At 55.0% G+C, this 25339-nt stretch carries 25 protein-coding genes and 1 pseudogene; 19 read left to right on the plus strand and 7 right to left on the minus strand.

Translation table 11 applies throughout. The features are described from left to right. Positions 1-6: 6 nt before the first annotated feature. The 5 genes from CEE36_05560 (at position 7) to CEE36_05580 (ending at position 4644) form a co-directional block, all read left to right on the plus strand. Positions 7-876 (plus strand): hypothetical protein, encoded by an 870-nt coding sequence (locus tag CEE36_05560; GenBank protein ID TKJ42952.1) that lies wholly within the window; start codon positions 7-9, stop codon positions 874-876. Continuing rightward, positions 854-1930: a hypothetical protein gene (locus tag CEE36_05565; GenBank protein TKJ42953.1), complete on the plus strand. Its 1077-nt coding sequence runs from the start codon at positions 854-856 to the stop codon at positions 1928-1930. Before CEE36_05560 ends, CEE36_05565 begins: the two co-directional genes overlap by 23 nt. Before the next feature lie 70 nt (positions 1931-2000). After that, positions 2001-2276, plus strand: a complete 276-nt coding sequence (locus CEE36_05570) for a hypothetical protein (protein ID TKJ42954.1) — start codon at positions 2001-2003, stop codon at positions 2274-2276. Next, the gene (gene mtnA, locus CEE36_05575; GenBank protein TKJ42955.1) at positions 2276-3310 is read left to right on the plus strand and encodes an S-methyl-5-thioribose-1-phosphate isomerase; all 1035 of its coding nucleotides are present in this window, start codon (positions 2276-2278) and stop codon (positions 3308-3310) included. The genes CEE36_05570 and mtnA overlap by 1 nt, the downstream gene beginning before the upstream one ends. Continuing rightward, positions 3307-4644, plus strand: coding sequence for a hypothetical protein (locus CEE36_05580; protein ID TKJ42956.1), 1338 nt, complete (start codon positions 3307-3309; stop codon positions 4642-4644). The genes mtnA and CEE36_05580 overlap by 4 nt, the downstream gene beginning before the upstream one ends. Positions 4645-5258: 614 nt before the next feature. Here CEE36_05580 and CEE36_05585 read toward each other — a convergent pair. The 6 genes and pseudogenes from CEE36_05585 to raiA form a co-directional block, all read right to left on the minus strand. Continuing rightward, positions 5259-5348, minus strand: a pseudogene (locus tag CEE36_05585) (hypothetical protein). Positions 5349-5406: 58 nt separating this feature from the next. Further along, the gene (locus tag CEE36_05590) at positions 5407-7752 is read right to left on the minus strand and encodes a hypothetical protein (GenBank protein ID TKJ42957.1); all 2346 of its coding nucleotides are present in this window, start codon (positions 7750-7752) and stop codon (positions 5407-5409) included. Then, entirely contained in the window at positions 7727-9427 is a 1701-nt protein-coding gene (locus CEE36_05595) for a hypothetical protein (protein TKJ42958.1), read from the minus strand. The genes CEE36_05590 and CEE36_05595 overlap by 26 nt, the downstream gene beginning before the upstream one ends. A 26-nt stretch (positions 9428-9453) precedes the next feature. Then, positions 9454-9843, minus strand: coding sequence for a hypothetical protein (locus CEE36_05600; protein TKJ42959.1), 390 nt, complete (start codon positions 9841-9843; stop codon positions 9454-9456). Continuing rightward, on the minus strand, positions 9836-10822 hold the full coding sequence (gene hprK / locus CEE36_05605) for an HPr(Ser) kinase/phosphatase (protein ID TKJ42960.1): 987 nt from the start codon (positions 10820-10822) through the stop codon (positions 9836-9838). Before hprK ends, CEE36_05600 begins: the two co-directional genes overlap by 8 nt. Next, complete coding sequence (gene raiA / locus CEE36_05610; protein ID TKJ42961.1) at positions 10819-11154, minus strand: ribosomal subunit interface protein; 336 nt, start codon at positions 11152-11154, stop codon at positions 10819-10821. Before raiA ends, hprK begins: the two co-directional genes overlap by 4 nt. A 300-nt stretch (positions 11155-11454) precedes the next feature. Between raiA and CEE36_05615 the strand changes: the two genes are divergently transcribed. The 6 genes from CEE36_05615 to CEE36_05640 all read left to right on the plus strand — a co-directional run bounded on the left by CEE36_05615 (position 11455) and on the right by CEE36_05640 (position 18462). Further along, positions 11455-12846 carry a hypothetical protein gene (locus CEE36_05615; GenBank protein ID TKJ42962.1) on the plus strand — a complete coding sequence of 464 codons (1392 nt, stop codon included), beginning with the start codon at positions 11455-11457 and terminating at the stop codon, positions 12844-12846. Positions 12847-12959: 113 nt separating this feature from the next. Further along, complete coding sequence (locus tag CEE36_05620; GenBank protein ID TKJ42963.1) at positions 12960-14012, plus strand: hypothetical protein; 1053 nt, start codon at positions 12960-12962, stop codon at positions 14010-14012. A gap of 113 nt (positions 14013-14125) precedes the next feature. Then, complete coding sequence (locus tag CEE36_05625; GenBank protein ID TKJ42964.1) at positions 14126-15163, plus strand: hypothetical protein; 1038 nt, start codon at positions 14126-14128, stop codon at positions 15161-15163. Between the two features lie 231 nt (positions 15164-15394). Further along, positions 15395-15886 (plus strand): hypothetical protein, encoded by a 492-nt coding sequence (locus tag CEE36_05630; GenBank protein ID TKJ42965.1) that lies wholly within the window; start codon positions 15395-15397, stop codon positions 15884-15886. Between the two features lies 1 nt (position 15887). Next, positions 15888-17033, plus strand: coding sequence for a hypothetical protein (locus CEE36_05635; protein TKJ42966.1), 1146 nt, complete (start codon positions 15888-15890; stop codon positions 17031-17033). A 76-nt stretch (positions 17034-17109) separates the two neighbouring features. Then, complete coding sequence (locus CEE36_05640) at positions 17110-18462, plus strand: hypothetical protein (GenBank protein ID TKJ42967.1); 1353 nt, start codon at positions 17110-17112, stop codon at positions 18460-18462. Positions 18463-18603: 141 nt separating this feature from the next. Here the strand turns inward: CEE36_05640 and CEE36_05645 are convergent, their stop codons facing one another. Beyond that, entirely contained in the window at positions 18604-19065 is a 462-nt protein-coding gene (locus CEE36_05645) for a hypothetical protein (protein TKJ42968.1), read from the minus strand. Positions 19066-19574: 509 nt separating this feature from the next. Between CEE36_05645 and CEE36_05650 the strand changes: the two genes are divergently transcribed. Genes CEE36_05650 through CEE36_05685 form a run of 8 tightly spaced genes read left to right on the plus strand, consistent with a single transcriptional unit; the run spans position 19575 to position 25336 of the window. Continuing rightward, the gene (locus tag CEE36_05650; GenBank protein TKJ42969.1) at positions 19575-20720 is read left to right on the plus strand and encodes a succinate--CoA ligase subunit beta; all 1146 of its coding nucleotides are present in this window, start codon (positions 19575-19577) and stop codon (positions 20718-20720) included. After that, positions 20713-21342, plus strand: a complete 630-nt coding sequence (locus CEE36_05655) for a hypothetical protein (protein ID TKJ42970.1) — start codon at positions 20713-20715, stop codon at positions 21340-21342. The genes CEE36_05650 and CEE36_05655 overlap by 8 nt, the downstream gene beginning before the upstream one ends. Beyond that, on the plus strand, positions 21339-22214 hold the full coding sequence (locus CEE36_05660; GenBank protein ID TKJ42971.1) for a succinate--CoA ligase subunit alpha: 876 nt from the start codon (positions 21339-21341) through the stop codon (positions 22212-22214). The genes CEE36_05655 and CEE36_05660 overlap by 4 nt, the downstream gene beginning before the upstream one ends. After that, positions 22204-22455 (plus strand): 4Fe-4S ferredoxin, encoded by a 252-nt coding sequence (locus CEE36_05665; GenBank protein ID TKJ42972.1) that lies wholly within the window; start codon positions 22204-22206, stop codon positions 22453-22455. Before CEE36_05660 ends, CEE36_05665 begins: the two co-directional genes overlap by 11 nt. Further along, a complete protein-coding gene (locus CEE36_05670; GenBank protein TKJ42973.1) occupies positions 22452-23552 on the plus strand; it encodes a 2-oxoglutarate synthase subunit alpha in 1101 nt (366 codons plus the stop codon). The genes CEE36_05665 and CEE36_05670 overlap by 4 nt, the downstream gene beginning before the upstream one ends. Before the next feature lie 41 nt (positions 23553-23593). After that, complete coding sequence (locus CEE36_05675; protein ID TKJ43033.1) at positions 23594-24406, plus strand: hypothetical protein; 813 nt, start codon at positions 23594-23596, stop codon at positions 24404-24406. Then, positions 24396-24941 carry a 2-oxoglutarate ferredoxin oxidoreductase subunit gamma gene (locus CEE36_05680; GenBank protein ID TKJ42974.1) on the plus strand — a complete coding sequence of 182 codons (546 nt, stop codon included), beginning with the start codon at positions 24396-24398 and terminating at the stop codon, positions 24939-24941. The genes CEE36_05675 and CEE36_05680 overlap by 11 nt, the downstream gene beginning before the upstream one ends. Continuing rightward, the gene (locus tag CEE36_05685; GenBank protein ID TKJ42975.1) at positions 24920-25336 is read left to right on the plus strand and encodes a nucleoside-diphosphate kinase; all 417 of its coding nucleotides are present in this window, start codon (positions 24920-24922) and stop codon (positions 25334-25336) included. Before CEE36_05680 ends, CEE36_05685 begins: the two co-directional genes overlap by 22 nt. Positions 25337-25339: the final 3 nt, after the last annotated feature.

Raw genomic sequence — 25339 nt, forward strand, 5'->3', positions numbered from 1 at the left:
GCTTATATGAGCGCCAAGAGGGTTCGAGCGGTGCTGATCACAAGCACCGTCGCTAACGTGCTGCTTATGGGAATGAAGCTCGGAATCGGCTTCCTTACGCTTTCGCGGGCGCTCATCGCCGACGGCGTGAACTCCACCCTTGATATATTCTTCTCGGTGATGATCCTTGTTTCCTTTCGCATGGCAGCAAGGCCTGCAGACAAGGATCATCCCTACGGACACGGCAACATCGAGGTTCTCGTTGCCTTCATCGCCGCTCTCATAATCATCGCCACGGGTGGCTTTATAGTCTATGATGGTATAAAAAACATCCTTTCCCCCATGCAAGAGCTTCCCTCGTTATATTGGCTGGCGTTAGCCGCATCGGCGGTTACCATCGCAGCCAAGCTCTCCCTCTACTTCTACGCCCGATCGGCGGTCAAACGTTACCGTTCACCTGCGGTCGAGGTGCAAGCTGCAGACCACCGCGCCGACATCCTAGCCACCTCGGCGGCGCTTCTTGGCATCCTCTTTACCTTCCTTGGAGTAAGATTCCTCGACTCGGTGGCCGCCGTGATCGTAGCCGGTTTTATCATCTGGACCGGAATAAAGCTCGTCAAGGATAACCTGAAGGTACTCTTAGACGCTCAACCCTCCGATGAATTCTTTACCCCTTTAAAGAACCGACTGGCTGAATTCAAAGATATCCACAAGCTCCGCCACATGCGAGCCCACCCCGTAGGGACCTACTACTTCCTTGAGATCACCATAACCGTAGACAGGAAACTGTCGGTTAAAGATGGACACGATATTGCCGACAGAATACGAAGGGAGCTCTTAAGATGCGAAAAGCGTTTGAAGGATGTGATCGTTCATGTTGAGCCGGCAAGCGATTGAACGCGCCGCAGCGGTGCTCAAGCGAGGCGAGCTGGTTATTCTGCCCACCGATACCGTACCCGGCCTCTTTGTAAAGGATACCCCTGAGGGCGAAGAGAGATTGCTGAGACTGAAGGGCCGGGGCAGTAAGAAACCCTTTGCCCGGATGTTCGGCTCACGCAAGCAGCTTGCCGAAAGGGTAAGGGTGAGAACCAAGATGCAGAGACTGGCGCTGAAACGTCTGCTGCCTGGACGGGTAACCCTGGTTCTTCCTTCCGCAAACAAAGAGGAAGGGACTCTGGGTGCGAGGCTCCCCATGGATGCTTCTCTGCGGGCGCTCGTTCGCCGCACAGGCCCGTTGATCGCCACCTCGTCCAACCTGTCGGGCAAGGAGCTGCGAGATCCAGCCAACCTGCCCCCAAAGCTGCTTAAAGAAGTAGCGCTGGTAGAAGAGGACGCCTCTGGGAATCGCCTCGATCCAAAACCCATCGCCTCCAGTGTTATCGATCTTACCCACAAAAGGCCGGCCATCCTTCGCAAAGGTGCGGTCTCGATCTGGACCGTTAAGAGACGGCTAGGCAAAACCCCCTACCTTACGCCCCCCCAGGAACTCAACGTGCTTTTCGTCTGCGGCGGCAACACCTGTCGCTCGCCTATGGCTGCGACTTTCCTTAGAACACGTTGCTCCTCGCCCCGCGTGAATATTCGGAGTGCGGGCTTGTCCGCGGCCCGAGGTTCTGAGGCCGCTCAATTCGCCGAGAAGGCGATGCAAGAACTTGGTCTTACACTTAAGGATCACCGCTCCAGAGCAATAACTGATGAGCTTGCCGCCTGGGCCGATCTCATATTTGCCATGACCCGCAGTCATCTTTTACGCATCCGCCGCCTGTATGCGCGATTTGCTGACCGGGCGTTCCTTCTAAGCGGATTCCCCGAACCCTGGCCCCATGGACGGAATATAGACGACCCTATAGGAGGTTCTATAGAAATCTACAAACATACTTCCCAGCAAATTCAACTATATATTCACTCTATCTACCCTAAGATAGAGAAAGTGTTGACTCAAGCGAATTAGCACGAGAGACCTTGACAAAAGCCCCGTCTTTACTATAATCTTAGCAACCTTTGATCAAGGAGGCGCATAAATGACAAAGGCAGAACTGATTGAAAAGATCGCAAAAAACGCGAGCGTCACTAAGAAAGCGGCCGGGGTAGCCGTAAATACAATGATCGATGAGGTCACGAAGGCTCTTAAGAGAGGCCAGCGTGTACCGCTCGTCGGCTTCGGCACCTTCATGGTGCGCCGCACCAAGGCACGTAAGGGCCGCAATCCGCGCACGGGCGAAGAGATCAGGATCAAAGCCCGTAAGCGCCCGGTCTTCAAAGCCGGGAAAGCCCTTCGTGAAGCAGTCGCTAAGTAATGTCCCAAACACAAGGGGGGCCGAAGCGCCCCCCTTCTTCTTTCCAGCCTCCTTATCATGCATTAAGGTGGGACTCAAGAAGTTTTGCCGTTCTTGATCAGCGCGAACTACCACTCAAAAAACGCTATCTGAGGCTTGCGGATATAACCTCGGCCTGCCAGGCCATCCGCACGCTGGCCGTCCGCGGCGCGCCGCTGATCGGGGTAACGGCCGCCCTGGCCGTAGCCCACGCCGCACGTAAGGGCGCTACTCAGCAAGAGCTGGTTAGAGGGATCAAGAAACTTGCCGCGACACGGCCAACCGCTGTCAATCTCTTTGTCGCTCTGGACAGGATGAAGGCTGTTGTTGAGAACAGAGATTCCAGGGATGAGATTGTTGCGGAGGCATTGAATATATGGAAGGAAGAAAAGGATTACTCCTTAGCGATAGCCAAGCACGGTCAGAAACTTATACGTAAGGGTATGAGAGTAGGCACTTACTGCAACACAGGCGCACTGGCCGCACCAGGTATTGGCACGGCACTCGGTGTAATTATCAAGGCTCATCTTGCAGGTAAAGGGATCCATGTTATTGTATCTGAAACGCGCCCGCTTCTGCAGGGCTCACGCTTAACCGCGTGGGAGCTTTCGCAGTGGAAGATTCCATATACCCTGGTAACGGAATCCGCGCTTGCAAGCGTTGTGGGAGAACTTGACGCGATCTTCGTTGGGGCCGACCGCATAGCCGCAAACGGCGAGGTGGCGAACAAGGTAGGGACCTACGGCTTAGCCATAATGGCCAGGCATTTCAAGGTGCCATTCTACGTTGTGGCGCCGTCATCCAGTGTGGATTTAAGCCTGAAGGATGGAGCAGAGATTCCTATAGAGAGGCGCTCTGCGGATGAGGTGCGCACGTTCGGCTCCTGCCGTACAGCGCCTAGAGACGCTTCTGTAGCAAACCCCGCCTTTGACGTAACCCCTGCAAGACTAATCTCAGGGATTATCACTGAGAAAGGCGTTCTTTCTGCTCCCTACGCAAAGAGCCTGCGGCGATGAGTTGTCTTATTGCCCTGCTCCTGATCAACCAACCCATCATACCTCAACTCCCACCTCCTCCTGAGCTTGAGCCCCCACTCGAACGACCGGTGGTTATTCCTCTCGAACATGACACCCTGGGTGTAAGTATGGCATTGGGCGCTCCTTTCGGGTTTGAGCTATTGGCCCGCCAGGACGGCCCCATCCTCTCCGGCCGCACCGCTCTCTCGATTCACGAGAGAGCAGACCACTTCCACGGACTCCAGCAACTGGGAAAGACCCAGCTTGTAGCCAACATCAAATCGCTGCAGATTGCTTCGGGAATACAGGGTCTGCGCTACGCAAATACCGATCTCACGGAGGAGTTCGGGCATCCTGAGGCCGCAAACGACCCCGAGCCTCGCTCATATGCAGATGCCTGGCTTCGAGGCCTTTGGCATCACTGGAACCTGCTCGCCGGCGTCGAGGCGCAAGCCTACACATCCACGATGAGCGGGAACCACCGCAGCGGAGGCCAGGCTACGGCACGGGTTTTTGTAGACAGGCCGTGGGCCAGGTTGCTTTCAAGAAATCAGGCTAGGATAAACCCGGAAGGGATGGAATTCTTAACCGATGCTGTTTTCCAATATCAGGCGAGCTTCATGCTTATCACCCCTGCTCTGCAGGGACGCCTATCCCCCACGCAGGATAATCCGGCAGGAGCAGGGGCCAGCCTGAACCTAGTTGCCGTGCTTGGCAATCTATCGCTTGAATTCGAGGGCTCCTACCGCCGCAAAATCCCTATACTGCTCGACTCCATGCTGCTTGCTCCTGTCCAGGCAACCCTCGCACCAGAGGTGCAGCCACACATACTTACCGATCACCTTCGCGTGGGAGCAGGGTATGAAGGCGTAGAGGTATCAATCTTCACCGAACAGGGGGAGGGCCTTTTTTGGCAAGCAGGACCCCAAGGGTATCCCCAGGTTGGATTGTTTGATTTCTCTCAAACAGGAGGCCGGGTGGCAGCAAAACTGGAACGAGACAAGCTCTCCCTTGTTGGAAAGCTCCTCTTCCTCTTTTCAGAACCCCAGACCCCATGGACGCCGCTCTGGGAGTTCACTGACTCGATGTCTGTGAAGCTTGCCCGGTGGGAAGCGTTTGTGTTGATAGGGGCGAGTGGTGAACGCCGAAGTGGAGAGGTTTATGAATCCTCTTATGCGCTGCTGGGGTGCGGGGTTTTCTATGAACGCGAGCCTTTTCGCTTGCTCCTGCGTGCCGATGATCTGCTTGACCGCAGGCCCCAGTGCTGGCCTGGCCTGCCCGATGCAGGACGTCGAGTAACCCTCTCAGTTGCTTTATTCTCAACCGAGTGGTGAGAACGCCTCACCGCCCGGCGCAGGGCGGCTACCTCATCTGAGGTCAGTTCGCGGGCCTTGCCCGGGGGCAGATCACCCAGCTCGATAGGTCCGAATCCCACCCTGACCAGTCGAACGACGCGATGTCCGAAGCGCTCGAAGATCCTGCGGATCTCACGTTTTCGCCCCTCACGCATGGAAAGCTCCAGGCAGCGTGAGGAGATAACCTTGACCTTCGCAGGTAGTGTGGGACCCTCATCCAACATAACCCCGCCATTCTCGATGGCGGCAATCGTTTCTTCTGAAACAGGCCAATCAAGTGTCACCTGGTAGCGCTTGATGACCCCGAAACGAGGATGGGTAAGCCGATGACAGAGATCCCCGTCCGAGGTCAAAAGGATTAATCCCTCGCTTTCCTTGTCCAGGCGCCCGACAGGGAATACCCTTGTTGATGACGGGACAAGGTGTGTAACCATGTTCTTGTGGTGGGGATCTCGTGTGGAGGCGAGTACACCTCGTGGCTTATTGACCGCCCAGTACTCGAAGCCGCGCTTGAGCCATCTAGAAGAGCGTTCATCGTAGACCCCTCTCAAGGTGGCACGGTAAAGGACGGTTCTATCGACGTCAAGGACAATGATCTCATCTTCCCCCCGCAGGGTATCCCCGAGCTTGGCCGGTTTTTTGTTGATGAGCACCCGTCCCTCGCGAATCCAGCCTTCTATCATTCGCCTTGAGGCCAATCCCCAGCCGGCGAGGAATTTTTGTATACGCGGAGAGGTGTTGTTACTCAAGGGCCTGCAGCCTTCGGGTTATCTCGATGCGCTGACGATCTATCTGGACCTCAAGCGCCGCCTGCTCAAGCAACCCTCTTGCCTCGCCCGTGCGCCCGAGCAATCGAGCGGCCTCAGCAGCACCGATCAAAGCGTCTATGCGGGATTCCGAACGCTGAGGGTAAAGGGAAGCCGCTTTGCGATAGCCAGAAAGCGCGTCTTGAATCCGGCCGGATGCCAGGTCAATTAAGGCACGGTGGGAAAGATAATCCGCGGTCTCGCCGAATCTGTTCCGGTAACGCTTGGCGTAGGAGCCGGCAGTGGTGATCTCGCCCCGTGCAAGCTCCACGTCTATCCCTAAGAGAAAAGCCCTCTTCAGGACCGAAGCGCTGGAGCTTTCGTTAATCACGGTCCGGATAAGATCTACGGCGGTTTGATAGTTGCCCTGGGAGTAGTAAATCTCGGCCATGGCTAAGGTGAAGGTTGCTCTATCTGCGGCACTGCGGCTGGTTGTTGAAAGCTCGCGGTAAACGGCAAGGGCTTCGGCGTCGCGCCCAAGGGAGAGCAGAAGCTGGGCCAGCTCCACCTGGGAGCGCAGGAGCACGGCGGATGATGGAGCAAGCTTAGGAATCTCGCGATATGTAGCGATGGCTTCATCTATCTTACCCAGACGGCGCTGGCAGCGTGCCTTATACTCAAGTGCTTCCGGAGCGGCCTGTGAGTTGGGGTAGCGAGCAAGCAGCTTGTTGATCTCATGCAGGGCGGCGATGCAGTTGCCCTCCTCAACGTGCTCAAGTGCAACCTGCAGCTGAAGCTCGGGGTTGTGCGCCGCATCAGGGTAGCGTTCAATTAAGCTCTTAAGCATAGTGATTCTGTCAGGATAGACTCCCAGTGCCAACCGACTCTCCTCTATGGCAAGCAAGATGCCTTCTCGTTCATCCCTGGAGGTTGTCACACCAAGTGCTGCCCGGAAAGCCTCTACGGCCTGGGTGTGTTCTCCGCTTTTGGCAAGCATCTCTCCTTTTCTTCTCAGGGCGCGCGCATAGAGGGATCCTTGCTTTACGCTGGCAAACTCCTCTGCGGCCGCAAGATAATCCCCTCTGCGTGCGGCAACCTCGCCCAGATAGTAGTGAGTCTCGTTAGCTATCACCTCATCGCGGGTCACGTCAAGCAGTGCTCTCAGGCTGGCCTCTGCCGAGTCGGTCTCCCCGAGATAGAACAGGCTGCGTGCGGCAAGCAGTCTGGCGGTTTCGTCGCCAAGATGCTCTGGATAGGAGGTGAACAGTTCCGAGAAAGCCTTGAGCGCATCCCGGTATCTTTTGCGGGCAAACTGGGTTTCGGCAAGTGCTCGCAGCAGGGCCGGCCGGTAGTCGTAATCCAACTCAAGCCCGCGCTCAATCAAGCTTACCGCCTGGCGAAACAACACGCGGTCGCGCTCGATCGTCCCGAGCAGCAGATATGTCTGAGCTGCAAAAGCACCCTGGGGGTTTCCTTCCAGGTAATCTTTCCCCAGGCCCTTTGCAGCACTTAACCTACCGGCCAGATAAAGGGAAACCGCCTGTCCATACCTTGCGGCTTCACTGTCCAGCCGGGAATAGAGGGAAGTGGCCTCCTCAAAATGCCCATCCGCCAACTCAAGGCACGCCAGGCTGTAGATGCGCCGCGTGCTGTCCTCGAGATCGGAGAAGAAACGCCTGGCCTGATTTATGCTATCGATACGAAACGCCGAGTAGCCCGCAAGATAAAGGGCCTCCTCACGGTACCATGTGCCTTTGGGGTAGATTGCCGCATCACGCAGACGCGTTTTTGCCACCTCCAAGCTGGCGGTGTTGAAGTCCGTTGCGGCAAGAAGGGTGTTGAGCTCTTCTGAAGAGAACTGCCCCTGGTTAAGGTCCGCTAGATTGAGAAACACATTCCGCGACGCATCGTAGTTGCCTCGTTTGTAGAGTGACCAGCCTAGATAGTAGAGCAGCTCAAGTGGAGGATCGGGATGATAAAGAAGTGCTTTGGAGAAGAAGGACTGAGCCGAGGCATACTCGCCTACGAAGAACGCGTTCAGCCCCAGAAGGAAGCTTGTCCGTCCGATCTCACTGCCGGATACCGCCAGGTTCTGGGCTCGCAGCAGTATGGCCTGGGCCAACTCTTCATCCCCCAGCTCTCGACCTACACGGCTCTTGCGTAAGAGAAAGTCCATCCGCAGCGAAAGCCTGGGGTCCTCAAGCATCGCAACGTTGTAACAGGCGTTTGCCCCGGCCGCACGAGCTGAAAGCGCGTAGGCATCCCCTGCCCTTATAAAGTCGCTGCCCCAGACAAAAGAGGCAAGCAGAAACAGGCTACACTCGAACAGGCTTCTTGGCAAACAGATACCGCTTGACCTTTCTCGTGGTTGTCTTTGGCAGCTCCTCCTCTCGCAGCTCAAAGTGCTTTATGCGTTTGTAGTCGGCGAGCTTCGCGCACTCCTTCTTGACCTGCTCCCGCATGCAATCCTCGATCTCCCTCTCGCTGATCTCTGGCTTCTCGGCATCGATGAGCTCGTAGTTGGGAACGATGATAGCGTGAACCTCTTCGCGCCCGGTGGCCTCGTTGAGCTGGCCCACCACCAGGATCTCTTGGATGTAGGGGTTCTGTCCAACCACCGCCTCTACCTCCTCCGGGTATACGTTCTTGCCGGCGGCCGTCACGATCAGGTTCTTTGCTCGGCCGGTGATGTGAAGCATACCCCGCTCGTCGAGGCGGCCCAAGTCACCGGTTCGCAGCCAGCCGTCGGAGGAGAGCACATCGCTGGTGACCTTAGGGTTCTTGTAGTAGCCCTGCATCACAGAGGGGCCGCGCACCACTATCTCGCCGTTGCCGTTTTCATCAGGGTTGTCTATCTTAACATCAAAGCTGGGAACAGGAGGACCGACCGATACGTTATCCGGATTTGCCAAGCGGTTTACGGAGACGATCGGTGAGGTTTCGGTAAGCCCGTAACCCTGCAGCACGGGAAGCCCAAGGCGTTCCATGAAGCTTGACGCCCAAGGTGCAAGGGCTGCTGCGCCTGAGACGAGGTAGCGGACCTTGTCCATGCCCATCGCCTTGCGAACGCTTTTAAACATCGCCTTGGATATGCCCTTGGCTATCTTGCCGATGTTCATCCCGGCGTGGAAGATAAACCTCTTGAAGGCCGAGGCATCACGCACATTGCGCTGCACGCCCTCAACTATCTTCTCGTAAAGAAGCGGAACCCCGAGCATCAGGGTAACGCTGTGGTTGGCCATCGTCTCGAGTATCTCCTTTGACTTGAGGCTGGGCGAGAAGACGATCTTGCAGCCGCAGCATAGCGGGGTCAGGAAGCCGCATGTCGCCTCGAAGCTGTGATGAAGGGGGAGGATGGAGATGAAGGTGTCTTCTTCGCCAAAGTCAAGTACCTGGTAGGCGGCACAGACGTTGGAGGCGATGTTCGCGTGGGTAAGCATCACGCCCTTTGCCTGACCGGTGGTGCCGGAGGTGTAGAGGATAGCGGCGAGCTTTTCTATCTCTTCTGGTGGTTCGATCGGTTCCAGTTCTGAGCCCTCGGTAATCAACGACTCGAAGGAGAGCCAGCCTTTCGGTGTGTGCCCTATGGCTACCCGCTTGAACTTGCGGTCTATCTCTGAAAGGGCTTCCTCCACCGTATCCGTGTAGTCGGCGGTGGCGATAACTCCTATGGAGTCGGAGTTACGCAGGATATGACGAACCTCGGGCACCTTAAGCATCCTGTCCAGGGGCACGACGATACATCCTGCCCACTGGATCCCAAGGTAAGCAGCCTCCCAGTCCGGGCAGTTCTCCCCGATGAGGCCGATCTTATCACCGGCTCTGTAGCCCATTTTGCGAAGCGAGCGTGCCAGACTCTCTACGCGTTCCTTGAGCTCCCTATACGTGAACTCCTGTCTTGTCCCTTCCCTTTCCATCAGTAGAGCAACCTTGTCTGGATGGGCCTGGGCCGAGCGGGCAAACATCCTCGGCAAGGTCTTTACCTCAAGCGGGCCACGAACAGTGGGTACTTCCATTACTCTTCCTCCTGGGTATCAACGGTTTATACACAGAATTGTTCCATGCCATGCCGGCCAGCCTCAAGGGTTTTGGCAATCAACTCCTCACCCCCAAGCCGCGCGCGATAGTTTAAGTAGGTCACGAGCATCGGCAGGCTTACACCTGCAATAAAAACCCACTCCGGGTGCTCGAGCATCAAAGCGCGACAGGCCGTAAAACAGCTGCCGCCTACAAGATCAACGAAAATATACAGGTTTTCATCCGCTAAGTCAAGCTCCTTCTCCAAACGGCGAATAAGATCCTCCACTCCCAGGTTGTCGTTGGAGATGGGAACCACGTCCTCCTTCTTGCCTACAATTTGCTCAGCCGCGGAGATAAGCCCCTGCGGAAAGGTCCAATGTCCCACGATCGCGGTGTGAATCCGACTACTCAACGTCCTCCTCTATCTCCTTTGCTACCTTTGCCTTCTGCAAAAGAAGCTTCTTGAGCTCGCGGTCGAAGAGCTGCACAGGATGATACCCCCTGAGCACCACAAGGTGGTTCATGGCTATCACCTCGCAGATCATCGCCAGGTTTCGGCCCGGGAGCACAGGGATCGTGATGAGCGGTATGTTTACACCCAGAATCCTGCGGGCCTTGCGTTCGAGTCCCAACCGGTCTACGACCATCCCCTTCTCCCAGCGCTTGAGCTCGACGACGACCTCGATTCGTTTCTGCAGGCGGATTGAGCGAATCCCGAAGATGGAGTAGAGGTTGATGATCCCCAGCCCGCGTATCTCAACATGGTGCTGGAAAGCGGGACGCTGCTCCGCGCCCTCACCCAGAAGAATAGTCCGTTGCCTGCGTATGCGAATAAGATCGTCGGCCACAAGCCGGTGTCCTCGTTCTACAAGATCAAGCGCTGTCTCGCTCTTGCCGATCCCTGAAGCCCCTACCAGAAGAAGCCCTATCCCGTAGACATCAACCAGGGTTCCGTGCATGTGGGTCTCCGGGGCAAGACGGAGTTCAAGATAGTCGGAGACGAGGTGAATAAAGCCGGCACCGGGCAAACGTGAGACAAGCAGGGGAATGGCTGCTTCATCCAGTTCTTCCACCAGCTCCGCTGGTGCATCGGTATCGTTGGTTATGACAAAGCAGGGCGGAGCAAGCTCCACCACCCGTTTAATGGCCAACCTTCTGGCCTCATGATCGAAGGTCTCAAGGAATGCCATCTCGGTCCCGCCAAGGACCTGCAATCGGTCGGCCGGGAACTCGCTTAGAAAACCTGCCAGTGCAAGACCAGGGCGGTGAATGTCAATGGAAGAGATGAAGCTTTTTTCCATCCCCTGCTTGCCTGCAATCACCCCAAGCTTGAGCTCCTCCCGTCTATCCTCGAACAGCTCAGCTACAGAAAGGCGCTTGGGTTTTTTCATACAACGGTCTCTTCACGGCCTGGGCCGGGTGTTCGGCGCGACTTGATCTTAGAGCGATGCCTTCCCTCGAAGCGCTCCATCTGCCTCACAAGCTTATCTGTCAGGTCATGCACAGCTTTTCTCAAGCTCTCAGCCTTAACCCGGGTTGTTATCTTGTCGTTCTTAAGGTGAAGGATCCCCTCGGCCCAGGCAAAGTGGTTCTCATAGTAAAGGATTAGCTCCGAATCAACGATGTGCACCGAGTAGCGGTCAAGCTTCGCCATCTTGCGGTCTATATAATCTTTGAGTTGGGGGGAAATCTCGATGCGGCGTCCTGTGAGCCTCATGCTCATGGTGGACCTCCTTCGTGTCTTAGCATCTAAGATTAGTGAAGAGATGGCCGATGTCAAGGTACATAATCCTCCTTTTCGCTGGGTCGCTTACGCGCTAGCGAAAAGATCGGAGAAAAGGAAAGGATGTGTTAGCTCACGGACTGCACTCTTCTATTGCGATCTTTTTGCCGCAGGCAAAAAGGAGCATGTTTTCGGGGTCCCCACACGGACACAAAAGCGTCCGTGTGGGGTGGCAGGGGCTTGACAAGCTGAAATCTTGGATACAATCTAAGAGTTAGCCTTAAAAACCGGAGGTTAGATGTGGCTAAAAAAATCCTGGTCCTTTTGTTGGGTGTCTTCGCCTTAATGATCGCGGCGGAGCGAATGGTGTTGGCAGAGCTGTTTACAAGCACAACCTGCCCTTACTGTGTTGGCGGCAACGCAACACTCACCTCACTCTTGAAGACGAGGGAAGATTACCTGGCTGTAGTTCGTTTCCACATGAACTGGCCAAGCCCGGGCAACGATCCATTCTACCACTACAATTCGGGAATGAACAACAACCGACGGTCCTTCTACGGCATCAACGCCATTCCCTATCTGGTGGTAGACGGCACCGTGGTAGGCTCCTCGCAGGGCAGTTGGGGATCAACCATAGACACCAGGTCTAATAAAGAGTCCCCGTTTGACCTGAACCTCTACCGCGATTTCACCCCATTCGAGTTCCACCAGGTACAGGGAGAAGGCTCTCTGTTGATAGAGATTACCAACGAAACAGATAATAAGCGTACCTTCATCCTGTTCGGGGCCCTGACCGAAAGCAACGTCCACTATACCGGCACCAACGGCGACCCGGTCCATCACCAGGTGGTGATCGGTATGCTGCCCGACCACCTCGGCACCGAGATAACCATCGAGGCCAACGAAACCCTGCTTCTAGAGAGGGAGTTCGACGTTAATGATACCATCCCCCTTACCGATGGCACCGATCACATCCCAGATGCCGATAGCTGCGAGCTGGTGTTCTGGTGTCAGAACGTGGGCGCGATGCCCAAGGAGATTTTGCAGGCTGCCAAGGTTAAGGTCACCGGTCAGAGGGAGCTGCTTCTTTCGGACATAAGGGTGTTTGACGCCTCGGGCGACGGGGTATTGAGCCCCGGAGAACAGGCCGATGTTCACGTTACCGTCACCAACGGTTCCGACGAGAAGATGGGAAATATACACGTTTTCCTCGAGGTAGATAACGAAGAGATCACCGTGGTTGACGGGAGAGCCGTAGTAGAGGAGATCGCGGCCGGAGGAAGCTACACCGTCGAAGGCAACGATCTAGTGATAGAGGCGAGCCCGGACTACGACGGCTCCATCTTCAATTTCATCTGCCGTGCCGGGTCAGGTGACGGTTCGATGTGTACCTATACCCAGCCTATAAGCGTTGAGGAAGGTTCCCCCTCCTCAGCACCCTTCTCGCTCCGCCTCCCCACCATTGTTAGGGACAAAGCCCTGGCAGCCCTTTCGGTTCCCGTAGTCTGTGATGTTGAACTCGTTCTCCTGGATGCAAGCGGCCGCCTTGTGAGAACGCTTTATGCGGGCAGTCTCTCAGCCGGCAACCACCTCATCGATATCGAAGTCGAGACCTTACCAGCCGGCGCATATTTCATCAGGGCTACCGCTGGTAGACACAAGCAGGTAAGCAAGCTCGTAATCCTGCATTGAGGATCTAGATGCTGTAATGGACCGGATCTTAGGGTCCTGTCCATCGTTAACTTAGCCGAAAGGCTCTCGGCAAAAAACTCCGTTCCCAAGAACGGAGAAAGGAGATAGTAGCTATGAAGAAAACCTTCTTACTGGTTGCGGCACTCGTCGCCTTACCGCTTACGCTTTTTGCGGCGGACCGCATAGTCGTGCTTGAGATATTCACCGGGACCTGGTGCGGGTATTGCCCTGGTGCTGCAATGGGTGCAGAAGACTTAGTGAATGCCCATCCAGGCCAGGTTCTTGTCGTTGAGTATCACTGCGGTAATGATGTGTTCGAAAACACAAATAGCACAATACGTAAAGACTTCTATGGCAGTGGTTCGGGCCACGTGATCCGTGGCTACCCCACAGCTATCTTCGACGGAATCGACACCATTATTGGTGGTTTTACAGATCAGTCGATGTTTCCATACTACAATCCCGCGTTCAACACTCGTCGCGGCGTCGAGCCGCCGCTTGAGATCGCCCTGGAGAAGACCGGCGACTCCGAGGGAACGCTCACCGCAACCATCAAGAACACCAGCGAGGATGAGGTTACAGGATATCTTCACTTCACCATAACCGAGTCCAACATCCACTATCCATGGAAGAACCAGACCTTCGTTCACTTCGCCGAACGCGACATGCTCCCCGATGCCAATGGGGCGGAAATTACTCTTGCAGCAGGCGCTGATACCACTATTACCCGCGACTACGAGATTGATCCCACCTGGGTAAACTACACAGACGATTTAGGGAATATAGAGTTCGGCTGCTTTGTTCAAGATTCTACATCCTTAGGGCAGCTCAGGGAGATCCTGCAGGCCGCGATAATCCCTCTGGAGAACCCGCTGGGCACCGGAGTCGAGGAGGAAGAGGTCTCATCCGTTCCCTTCTCGTTAAACGCTCCGACCCTGCTGAAGGGACACGGCTCTGTGGAGCTTGCGCTTGATGCCGCTTGCGAGGTTGAACTCACCATGTACGATGCAACCGGTCGTTTGGTGAAAACGCTTTATGCGGGCAGTCTCTCAGCCGGCACCCACCTCATCGATATCGAAGTCGAGACCTTACCAGCCGGCGCGTATTTCATCAGGGCCACCGCTGGTAGACACAAGCAGGTAAGCAAGCTCGTAATCCTGCATTGAGGATCTAGATACTGTAATGGACCGGATCCTAGGGTCCCGTCCTTCGTTAACTTAGCCGAAAGGCTCTCGGCAAAAACTACGTTCCCAAGAACGGGGAGAGGAGATAATTAGCTATGAAGAAAACCCTTATCGTGGTTGCAGCCCTCATTGTCTTACCGTTCGCACTTTTTGCAGCAGAGCGCATTGTGGTGCTTGAGTTACTGTGCCGCACCGCATGCGTACACTGTCCAGGCGCTGCGATTGGTGCCGATGCAGTAGCAGAGAACCATCCCGGAGAGGTGCTGCTCGTTGAATACCACCTTTCCGATCCCTTCCAGAACAACGAATCTGTGACCCGTGCAGTGTTTTATTCCGGCGATACCGTCTATATCCCTGCCGCTTTCTTCGACGGCGTAGTCAAATACATAGGACCCGACGCTGCTTCTAACTACGAATCTGCGTTCCAGGCTCGAGCCGACAGCCTATCCCTACTTGAGATCACCCTGGAGAAGACCGAGGACGCCTATATGAGCGGGGGAACACTCACCGCCACCATCAAAAACACGAGCGAGCATGAGATTACGGGCAGGGTGCACTTCACCATAACCGAGTCCAACATCCGCTATTCATGGGTAAAAGACAAGAAATGGGTAAACTTTGCCTTACGCGACATGCTGCCCGACGCCTACGGAGCCGAGATAACCCTTGCAGCGGGAGCTGATACCACCATCACTCGCGACTACGAGATTAACCCCGCATGGCCATACCACACAGATGACCTGGACAATATCGAGTTCGGCTGCTTTGTTCAAGACACCACTGTATATCAAGGAAGGCTAAGGGAGATCCTGCAGGCTGCGGTAATACCTCTCGCGAATCCGCTCCTTGAAGGTATAGAGGAGAAGCCACTCCCGATCTCATTCTCCCTCAAGGTACCGACACTTGTGCACGCACATGGCTATATCGAGCTTTCACTTGACGCGACCTACCAGGTCAATCTCACACTTTATGATGCAATCGGCCGTTTGGTGAAAACGCTTCATGCGGGCGCTCTCTCAGCTGGCAGCCACCTCATCGCTATCGAAGTCGAGACCTTACCAGCCGGCGCATATTTTATCAGGGCCAGTGCTGGTAGACACAAGCAGGTAAGCAAACTGATCATCCTTGAGTAATTAATGTGCTCCTTTCCCCCTTTGGGGGAAAGATCGCAGAGCAAATTTGTAAGGCCAACCAGAAGGTTGGCCTTTGTTTTGAAAGCGGTACAAATGAGGCTCCTTCTTTCTTCATCTAGAACTTACCCGGATTCCTGCCCAGTTAAGTCTCCGTCGAGGACTTAATAGGGCAATACCTTTACATACCCTACTTTGTGACTATAATAAAGACAGGTAAACTGGAGAGGAGAGATGATGAAGAAAGCACTACCTATCCTTCTCGCGGCGGCTCTTATCGCTGTGGCTATAACGGTTCCAGACTTCTCTGCCAAGGACCTTGATGGGAAGACCTGGAGCCTTGATTCGCTTTTAGGATCAAAGCTTACCATCATATCCTTCTGGAGCACATCCTGCGCGCCCTGTAAGGAAGAACTCAAACTCCTCGACAGCCTCTACGGGGTGTATGGGGATTCGGGTATCTCGGTGGTTGGGGTAAACATCGACAGCCGCCGCACTCTTTCAAGGGTCAAACCGATGGTTAAAAGTCAGGGGTGGGATTTCACGGTGCTGCTCGACCCAAACGGAGACCTCCTGCGCCTCTTCAAGGTCAGCCCTATCCCTCACTCCTTCTACATAAAGCCTGACAAGGAGCTTTTGAAGTCTGTGATCGGCTACACCAAGAAGGACGCGGCAACCATCATAAAGACAACCCGTAACGCAGTTCACGGGAACTATTCCTCTTAAGATGGTGGTCGGTGGACGTCGTGTAGGGGAGACGAAACTCAATAGGGTCTTACAGGGAGCGATCCTTCTTGCAGTTACAGCAGCGATCTTAAGCTGCGGAGAACGCTTCCCCGATCCTTCCCAGGAAGGGGAATTCGACAGGTTAGTTCTACTTGAGGAAGGAACCGGTACCTGGTGCACCTACTGTCCTGAGGCCGCAGAAAACATCGAAGAGCTACTCGAATCTCATTCCGGCGAGTTCATCGTTCTTGCTCTGCACTCCGCTTCAGGTGGGCCGGATGCATACGCCAACCAAGAAACCGAAGCGCGAATAGCGCGGTACGGTATCAAAACTTTCCCTACCATAATCTTCGACGGGGTTGAGGCTTACGAGGGGGCGCGGCCTGTCGAGGAGATGGAGCAGGTGCTTGTCGACAGGCGCAAGCTCGGCTCGCCCTTAAAGCTTGAGCTTTCAGCAGCCCTGACCGCAGACAGCGTTTTATATGAGATTACCGTAATCACATCGGCTCTGAGTGATAAAACAATCGAGGGAACCCTGCGCATAGCCCTGGTTGAGGATACCCTCACGGACGCCTCAGTGGGGCTGCTTCACCACATCGTGAGGCGCTTGCCCGAGGCCGCGGGCGAGGACGCTTTAACGCTTGAGGCGGGCGACACCGTGAACCTGGATCGCGCCCTGCCGCTCGATGGCTCCTGGGGCAGACCGCTTGAGGCCGTTGTCTGGATAGAGGCCTCAGACCTAAAGGTCTATCAGGCCGCTTCATACGAGCTCGGTGGGGGCAGCCCTGATGAGGGCGACTTCAGTATAGAGCTCGAATCGGACACCATCCAGACAAAACCTAACCCTGGGGATACCGCTTTCTATTACTTCACCCTGAAGAACCACACGGGCAACGAGTTGGCTTTGCATGTTGAGACCCCCGGCTCCTTGAAGGAGCTGCCTGAGGGGTGGTCTTCGCTGATCTGTGACGACGAGGTGTGCTATGGCGACTCTCTGAACTTAACGCTGCCTGCAAACGAATCATCGCAAAGGTTTCATGTCCAACTTACAAGCTCAACATCGGGCTCCGAGGGCAAGATCGTTCTGGAAGTAACGGGCGGGGAAGAGGTGGACTCACAAACCTTCATCCTGCGGATTGAGGAGTAGAAGGCGGGCGGAGAGACCCGATAATCTAAGGCATTGACAAATCCTTCGTATCTCGGATAATATGGAGATGGTCCTAGTGTTGTTACTTCTCGGGGAGGTCTCGCTCTCTGGCGTCAACACAACCCATCTGTGGCTGGAGACCCCGCACTGGTCATCCCAGTTTTATAACGAAGCCGAGGCCGATCTTTTCGTTGATCGCTTCCGCATCGGCGGTCGGTTCCTTCTGGATGCCGAGAACCTTCGCGACACCCTGGAGAGGATAGGGATAAGCCAGCGCTACCTTGGGTATGAAAAAGACGCTGTGAGTCTGTGGCTTGGCAACTACTACGAGACCCTGGGGCATGGGCTGGTTCTCTCATCGTTTGAGGACAAACCCCTGCGCATAGATCGCAACCTGGATGGGGGGTGGCTGCAATGGGCGAGTCAATATGTGGGAGTTGAAGTCCTTGCGGGTCGGATGCTTACTGAAGACAAGGTAACACGTGATGACTGGCTCTATGCAGTGAACGCAACGATCCTTCCCATCGAGAATCTGGAGCTTGGTGCGATCTACCTGCGGCGCGACGCGACCCAGGATGCGGATACTCTGTTCGGACGCGCGTTCGAGGAGTGGGCCGAAGAGAATCTTACTCTTCGCTTGTGGCGCTTCGATTTAACCGCTGCCGCGGCCCAGCGCTTCACCTGGGGACGCCGCTCCGCAGATGGATGGGTAGGCACCAACAACATCAATGGCCTTGGCCTTACCGCTTCCCTCTCCTACTCCCAGAAGGGCATAGGCATCCTTCTTGAGGCAAAGGACTACCGCGGTCTTGCAGGCGGGATCAACGCCCCACCCCCATGCAACCTTGACCAAGAGTCCATAAACCAGGGTGCGGACGAGCAGGGATACCACCTTGCACTGAACCTGGCTCCATGGGATTGGCTCTGGGTTGACGCCTCATACTCATCAGCCTGGGATTCGACCAGGGAGAGCACACTGGATCGCATAGGGGTTGAGCCCCGTATTGACCTGGCAGGCCACACCTTCATACCCTTCTTTACCTTGATCGAGCGTGAGATACCCGGCGCACTTAACCCTGAGAACGACCGGCTGGAGGCTGGGCTATCCTACGAGACGCTCATCCGTGACTTCTCGCTTCATCTTAAAGGTTCCTATCGCCACGTGAAAGAAGTAACCGAGGCATGGGATGAGCCTCGCGTGCTCGTAGAGCTTGGCTGGCGCTCGTTCGCGGTCTCAGGGGGAGGAGTTGCGGAGATCAAGGGAGAGCCGGAACTCTGGCCCTGGGGCGCTATCCGCTACAACGCCTACCCATTCGATCTTACCCTCTCCTACGGGCGGTTTAAGGGCTCCTATATCTGCAAGCACGGTGTTTGCGCCTACGAGCTGCCTTTTGAGGGTATCAAGGCAGATGTGACACTGTACTTCTAACATTGCTCCTTTTTGCCTGAAGGCAAAAAGATCGCAGTAAGAAATTTGAAAGGTTTGCCAACGGCAGATGATAGACAAGGGGCTTAAGCTCCTTGTCTTATTCCGTTCTTGCGATCTTTTGCGCGAAGCGCAAAAGGAGCACTAAATATTCTCTGAGCAGGCCAGGCCCTCGCGGTCAGGGGCAGAAAGCGCCTCCCAGGCCGATGGGCCAAGGACTATGTTTTTTTCAGCTTTGGCCGCGCGCTGCATGTTCTTTGCGGCCTGGTTGACCGGTTCTCCAATCACGTCGAACCACTGCAGCTCGCCCCTGCCAAAGGTTCCCTGAACGATCTCTCCATGCTCGATCCCCACATGAGCCTCGCGTTTTTTACCCAGATCACGGGCGAAGCTAACCGCGTTATCGGGGCTCTCAAAGAGCAAAAGTCCCGCATCTCCCATGAACTTAACTACTCGACCGCCATGCTTGGCTGCCGCCTCTATGACACCTCCGTAGAAGGAATCAAGATCGGCGGCAATATCGGCTGCATCCCTGCCCTGAACCTGGTTATACCAGCCTTTAAGATCGAAAAACAGCACCGTTGCGTTTGTTTTTGATTTTTTCATATAATAAGACTAGGTCAATTAAGTTGGTTGTCAAGGTTACCTATTGCCTCACGTAAGGATCTACTTGAGATGGGTATTGGTTGCCTCATTTAAATTCTACACCTCCGAAGAGCGACGTCAACACAGCTACTTATCTGGATGTCCAGACTCAGCTCGGCCTCAGGTCTTTGCTTCGTCTTTAGTCGCCACAGTTTATCTTGTAACCGTAGTATCTGTCTTTTAAGGTAGACTGGGCTCAGTTGAGTGTATTGATTTCTAAGTCTCTTCGGCGTTGATGAACTCGCCGCCATTGTCAGAATGGATACCCAGTATAGGGAATGGCAGACGTTCCCGCATATCACTCAACGCTTCAAACACCCACACTTGAGCTTTGTTCCTCACCTGCCTGTATCTTTTGGCCACCTCCTTACTTGCCAAGCTATACCTCCTTTGGAGTAGATTTTTACGTGAGGCAATACGAGAACTTGACACAGGCTCTATTTGGCGTATCCTTGCGGCCAAGGGTTAATGTGAAGTTGCTGGAGTATCAGGCCAAGGGGTTTTTCGATCGGGCCGACATACCCATCCCGCAGGAGAGACTTGTGCTTTCCGGAGCCCAGGCGCGCACTGCCGCCCAGGAGATAGACCTGCCTTGCGTCCTCAAGGCCCAGGTAGGTGTAGGTGGTCGGGGGAAGGCTGGAGGAGTCAAACTCGCCCACACGATGGAGGAGGTCGAATCCAACGCGGATGCGATCCTTGGCATGGAGATCAAGGGAGAACGTGTGGAACGCCTTCTTTGTTGCCACGCCGTGGATATCGAGCAAGAGTTTTACGCAAGCGTCACCACCGACCGTGCGAACCGCACCCTTCTTCTCATGGTCTCACCAGCCGGGGGGGTGGACATCGAAGAGGTCGCTCGCTCCACACCCGAGCGCATACTTAAGATATCCGTAGACCCACTTCTTGGCCTTCAGGCATACCAGACCCGCCGGGCAGCGATGTTCCTCACGCAAGAGAAGGATATCCAAAAACAACTCGCATCTGTTCTCGCTAAACTCTACAAGATGTATGTTGCCAACGATCTTTCGTTGGCTGAGATCAACCCCCTGGTAGTGACTAATGACGGCAAAGTCATAGCACTTGACGCAAAGGTGATAATCGACGACAACGGTCTTTTCAGACATCCTGATTTTGAGGGCTACCGCATCCTTTCTGCAGATGAGAAGCTTGAGCAGGAGGCGAAGGGTAAGGGGCTTTCATACATCAAGCTTTCGGGTAACGTGGGCTGCATCGTGAACGGTGCTGGGCTTGCAATGGCCACCATGGACCTTGTGAAGCGCTACGGAGGTGAGCCTGCAAACTTCCTCGACGTGGGCGGATCATCTTCTCCTGAAAAGATGATTGCGGCGATTGATTTCGTAACGCGTGATAGGGGCGTTCGCTCGATCTTTGTGAACATATTCGGCGGCATCACCCGTTGCGACGATATAGCCAAGGGGTTACTTGAGGCAACGCGTGAGAGGCCTTTAACGGTTCCTGTGGTGGTAAGGCTCACCGGGACGAACGAAGATGCGGCACGCGAGATGCTTGAGGGGACATCGTTTATCCCCGCCGCCGACATGGCCGACGGTGCAAAGAAGGCTATAGAAGTAGCAGAAGGAGACGGCAATGCCTAAAAGAAAAGTTTTTGATGACGAGCAGCTCAAGCGGACTAAAGAGTTGCTTCGGGAAAAGGGGAAGGAGTGTAAAGACTTCCCGGATCGTACCGTAGATTTTCTCCTGCAGGAGTATAAGGTCTGCCATGAAAAGTCAACCCATTATGACCGTCTTTCGTGGGTTGTGGGAGCGTTTCTTATAGGGGCTTCTTCCTTTGTTACCGCTTTGGGCTTACGCTTGAACGGGGAGTTCGGCGTCGAGGTCTTCTTACAACGTGCCCCTCTTGCTATTCTTGCCATAATTCTTATTTGGGCGTGGTGGCTGATCTATGAGCGGAACCGAGGATGGGTAGAGATGTTGAACGAGCGAATCAAGGATATCGAGCGTGCTTTTGGGATATACGGAATTGGAAGTTATTTTTCTGTCGGGTCTTGGCAGATGGGAATACAGCGGGAGAACGTAGAGCGCAGCCAAGTAGCTGAGAATCTTCATCTTACAGGTAAACAAAACAGCAGAGGTAGTCCCTTCCGTATAAGCAGTTGGACCATGCACCTCATATTGAAGTTGATCGTGATCGGGCTTACTGTGGTTATAGTTATCTTATGGTTGGTTCCCCTGATTCAGGGGTTCGTGGCTTCATGAGTATCTTTGTGGATGAAGATACCAGGGTTTTGGTCCAGGGGATCACCGGACGTGACGGATTGTTCCATGCTGGGAAGATGCGCGAATACGGCACTCAGGTAGCAGGCGGTGTGACGCCTGGCAAGGGTTCTCAGACGGTGGAGGGATTTGAGGTATTCGACTCCATGCACGAGGCGGTGCAGCGGACCGGGGCCAACACCTCGGTCATCTTCGTGCCGCAGCGTTTTGCTGCCGATGCGATCATAGAGGCCGCCGACGCCGGGATAAAGCTGGTCGTATGCATCAGTGAAGGTATTCCTGTCATCGACATGTTAAGGGTGGTAAGTTATATTGCCAAGAAGGGCACAAGGCTCATCGGCCCCAACTGTCCCGGGGTCATCTCTCCAGGGAAGTCCAAAGTTGGCATCCTTCCCGGCCAGATCTTCGCACCTGGAAAGATCGGTGTCGTCTCACGCTCAGGCACCCTTACCTACGAGATAGTGAGCCACATCACAAAGGCCGGGCTCGGTCAGTCGACCTGTGTGGGGATCGGCGGCGACCCTGTGATAGGCTCGAACTTCCTGGACGTTCTTGAGCTTTTCCGCGACGATCCGGAAACCGAAGCGGTGGCGCTTGTGGGCGAGATCGGCGGCTCCGACGAGGAAGAGGCTGCCCGCTTCATAAAACAAGAGCTTGGCAAACCGGCTGTTGCGTTCATCGCAGGCCGCACCGCACCCAAAGGCAAACGGATGGGTCACGCAGGTGCCATCATCTCCGGTTCGTCTGGAACCGCCGAGGAGAAGGTGGAAACACTCAACGCGGCGGGCGTACCGGTCGCCGAAGAACCTGCCCAGATCGCAACGCTACTTAAGGAAAGGTTGCATGAAGCTTAAACGTAAGGCATTCCCCGTAACCACGATAGAGGAGCCGAAGGGGTTCATTTATATCTACCCGGATCTATGTAAGGGCTGCGATTTGTGCGTGGTGCTTTGCCCCAAGGATATCCTGGCTCTGGGTGACGATCTCAAGGTTCACGTGGTAAACCCCACCGATTGCATCGCCTGTTATCTGTGCGAGTGGCATTGTCCTGACTTTGCGATCTTTATCGAGAAGAAGGAACAGAAGGAGTCATGAGGAGGCTGGTTTCAGGTAACGAGGCCTGTGCTGAGGCGGCTCTTCGTGCCGGTATCCGGTTCTTCGGTGGGTATCCTATAACCCCTTCAACCGAGATCGCGGAGCTTATGGCCGAGGAGCTTCCTCGAGTGGGCGGTGTTTTCATCCAGATGGAGGACGAGATTGCAAGCATCATGGCGATTATCGGTGCTTCGGCGGCCGGTGTTCCTTCGATGACCGCCACCTCAGGTCCCGGCTTCTCACTCATGCAGGAGGGCATAGGATATGCGGCGATGACCGAGGTGGCGGTGGTGGTGGTGAACGTGATGCGCGGCGGCCCGGCAACAGGCCTGCCCACCAAGGGATCGCAGGCAGACCTTCAGCAGGCCCGCTGGGGAACGCACGGCGATCACCCGGTTGTGGCACTTACACCGAGAGGTGTGCAGGAGTGTTTCACCCTCACACTGCGGGCGGTGGAGATCTCGCAAAGGCTGCGGGTACCGGTCATTCTGCTCATGGATGAGTTCATAGGCCACATGCGAGAGATCGTGTCTTTCCCTGAAAAGGTTGAGGTCTATCACAGGCAGAAGCCCCGTGTTGCTCCCTCCGAATACATCCACTACGCCCCCGACAACAACTACAACGCTCCTTACGCAAGTTTCGGCGAGGGGTACGCTATTCATTTTAGTGGTCTTAACCACCGCTCAGACGGCTTTCCCATCAACGACGCACCCACTATCCGCTGGAACAACGAGCGCTTACGTGCCAAGATAGAAGATAACCTCGCCTACCTTGAAGACAACTACGTTGACGACGATCCCGACGCCGACACCCTGATAGTGGCCTTTGGTTCGGCTGCACGCAGTGCCTACGAGGCGAAGCTTTTGACCGATAAACCGATTGCCTACATCCGGGCACTTACCGTCTGGCCCTTCCCGGACGCGACGGTTAGAAAGCTTGCAAAAGGTCGCGGGCGGGTTGTAGTGCCTGAGATGAACGAAGGCCAGCTCGCAAGGGAGGTCGAGCGGTGTATAGGTGCAGATACCGAGCTTGTCTCAGTTACCCGCAACGACGGCTCGATGCTTACCCCGAAAGAGGTTCTGGAGGCGCTGCGATGACACCAGCTAAAGCATCCAGCAGGAAGACCTCTTTCAGCCCCATGATCCATTCCTATCTCAGGATGGATGAGCGCTTCCCTCACGTCTGGTGCCCTGGCTGCGGGATAGGGATAGTGTTCGGCGCATTGATTCATGCGGTCCACGAACTCAAGATCCCCAAAAAGAAGCTGCTTCTGGCGTCGGGTATTGGCTGCACCTCCCGCATGCCAGGCTATCTGGATGCAGATACCTTCCACGTTCTTCACGGCAGGGCACTGGCCGCGGCCACCGGTGTGAAGCTTGCACGGCCCGATATGGAGGTTGTAGTTGTGGGTGGGGACGGGGATATGCTTGCTATCGGCGGCAACCACTTCATTCATACGGCGCGGCGCAACATAGGGATGACGTGTATTGTGCTTAACAACTACAACTATGCGATGACCGGTGGTCAGCAGTCACCAACCACCCCGCGGGATATGTTCGCCACCACGGCTCCTTACGGGGCCATTGATGATCCTGTCGATGCCTGCCTGCTTGCTTCGGGTGCTGGTGCCGCTTTTGTCGCACGCACCACCACCTACAACTTCGTACAGCTTAAACGCCTCATCAAGACCGCGCTGGCTCGCAAGGGTTTTAGACTGATCGAGGTAGTAGCACAATGCCCCACGATCTTTGGGCGCTTGAACCGCATCCCTGCGCCCAAGGACCTGGTTACCTGGATCAAGGGTCATACCGTGACACTGGAGGCGGCGAAGAAGATGGATGCAAAGGAGCTTGAGGATAAGGTCGTTACCGGGGTGTTTGTGGACCGCGAGGTAGAGGGATACAGCGAGCGCTACGCTCGCCTGGTTAAGAAGGTTCGCAATGCGCACTGAGGTAAGGCTTTCTGGCAGAGGAGGGCAGGGACTTATTCTGGCAGGGATAGTTCTTGCTGAGGCCTGTGGGGTCTACGAAGAAAAGGAGGTGGTACAAACCCAAAGCTACGGACCTGAGGCCCGAGGGGGTGCCTCCCGCTCAGAGGTTGTTATCTCCGATCAGCAAATACGTTACCCACGGGCTTACGACCCCGATATCCTGGTTATACTATCCCAGCCCGCCTTCGATCGCTTCGCACCACAGGTGAAGAAGAATGGCCTTATATTTGCCGATTCGTTCTATGTCCATACCGATCGCAAGGATGTAATACTTATGCCCTTTTCAGAGACCGCCCGCGAGGAGCTGGGTCGAGAGGTCGTAACAAACATGCTTATGCTCGGCGTGCTTTCGGCTGCCACCGGCATAGTTAAGCTTGATTCCTTAAAGAAGGCCATAAAGCACCGTGTGCGCAGGGCATTTGTGGAGCTTAACCTGCAAGCCCTGGATGTGGGCTTCAAGCTCGGTCAAGAGGAATGGAGAAAACGCTCCTCATAATCAAACCTGACGTTGTTGCCCGGCATAAAACCGGAGAGATACTGGCTCGATTGGAGAAGGAGGGCTTTACGATCCTTGGTCTAAAGCACCTTGTGCTTTCTCCCCAGGCGGCTGAGCTCTTCTACCATATGCACGAGGGCAAGGAGTTTTTTGAGGAGCTCATAGACTTCATCACCTACGGCCCCATCATCGTCTGTTGTTTGGGCAGAGAGAATGCCGTGCGATATTTAAGAGAGATAGTTGGTGACACCGATCCCTCTAAAGCCAAGCCCGGCACCCTGCGCGCAATCTACGGTACCGACACCCGGCACAACGGGGTGCACGTCGCAAGCCCGGATGAAAATCCCTTGCGTGAGGTGCACTTCTTCTTCTCTACTCACGAACTTCTTTCTTGAGAG

The sequence above is a fragment of the candidate division TA06 bacterium B3_TA06 genome (assembly GCA_005223075.1).
Classification (GTDB): domain Bacteria; phylum Hydrothermota; class Tepidihabitantia; order B3-TA06; family B3-TA06; genus B3-TA06.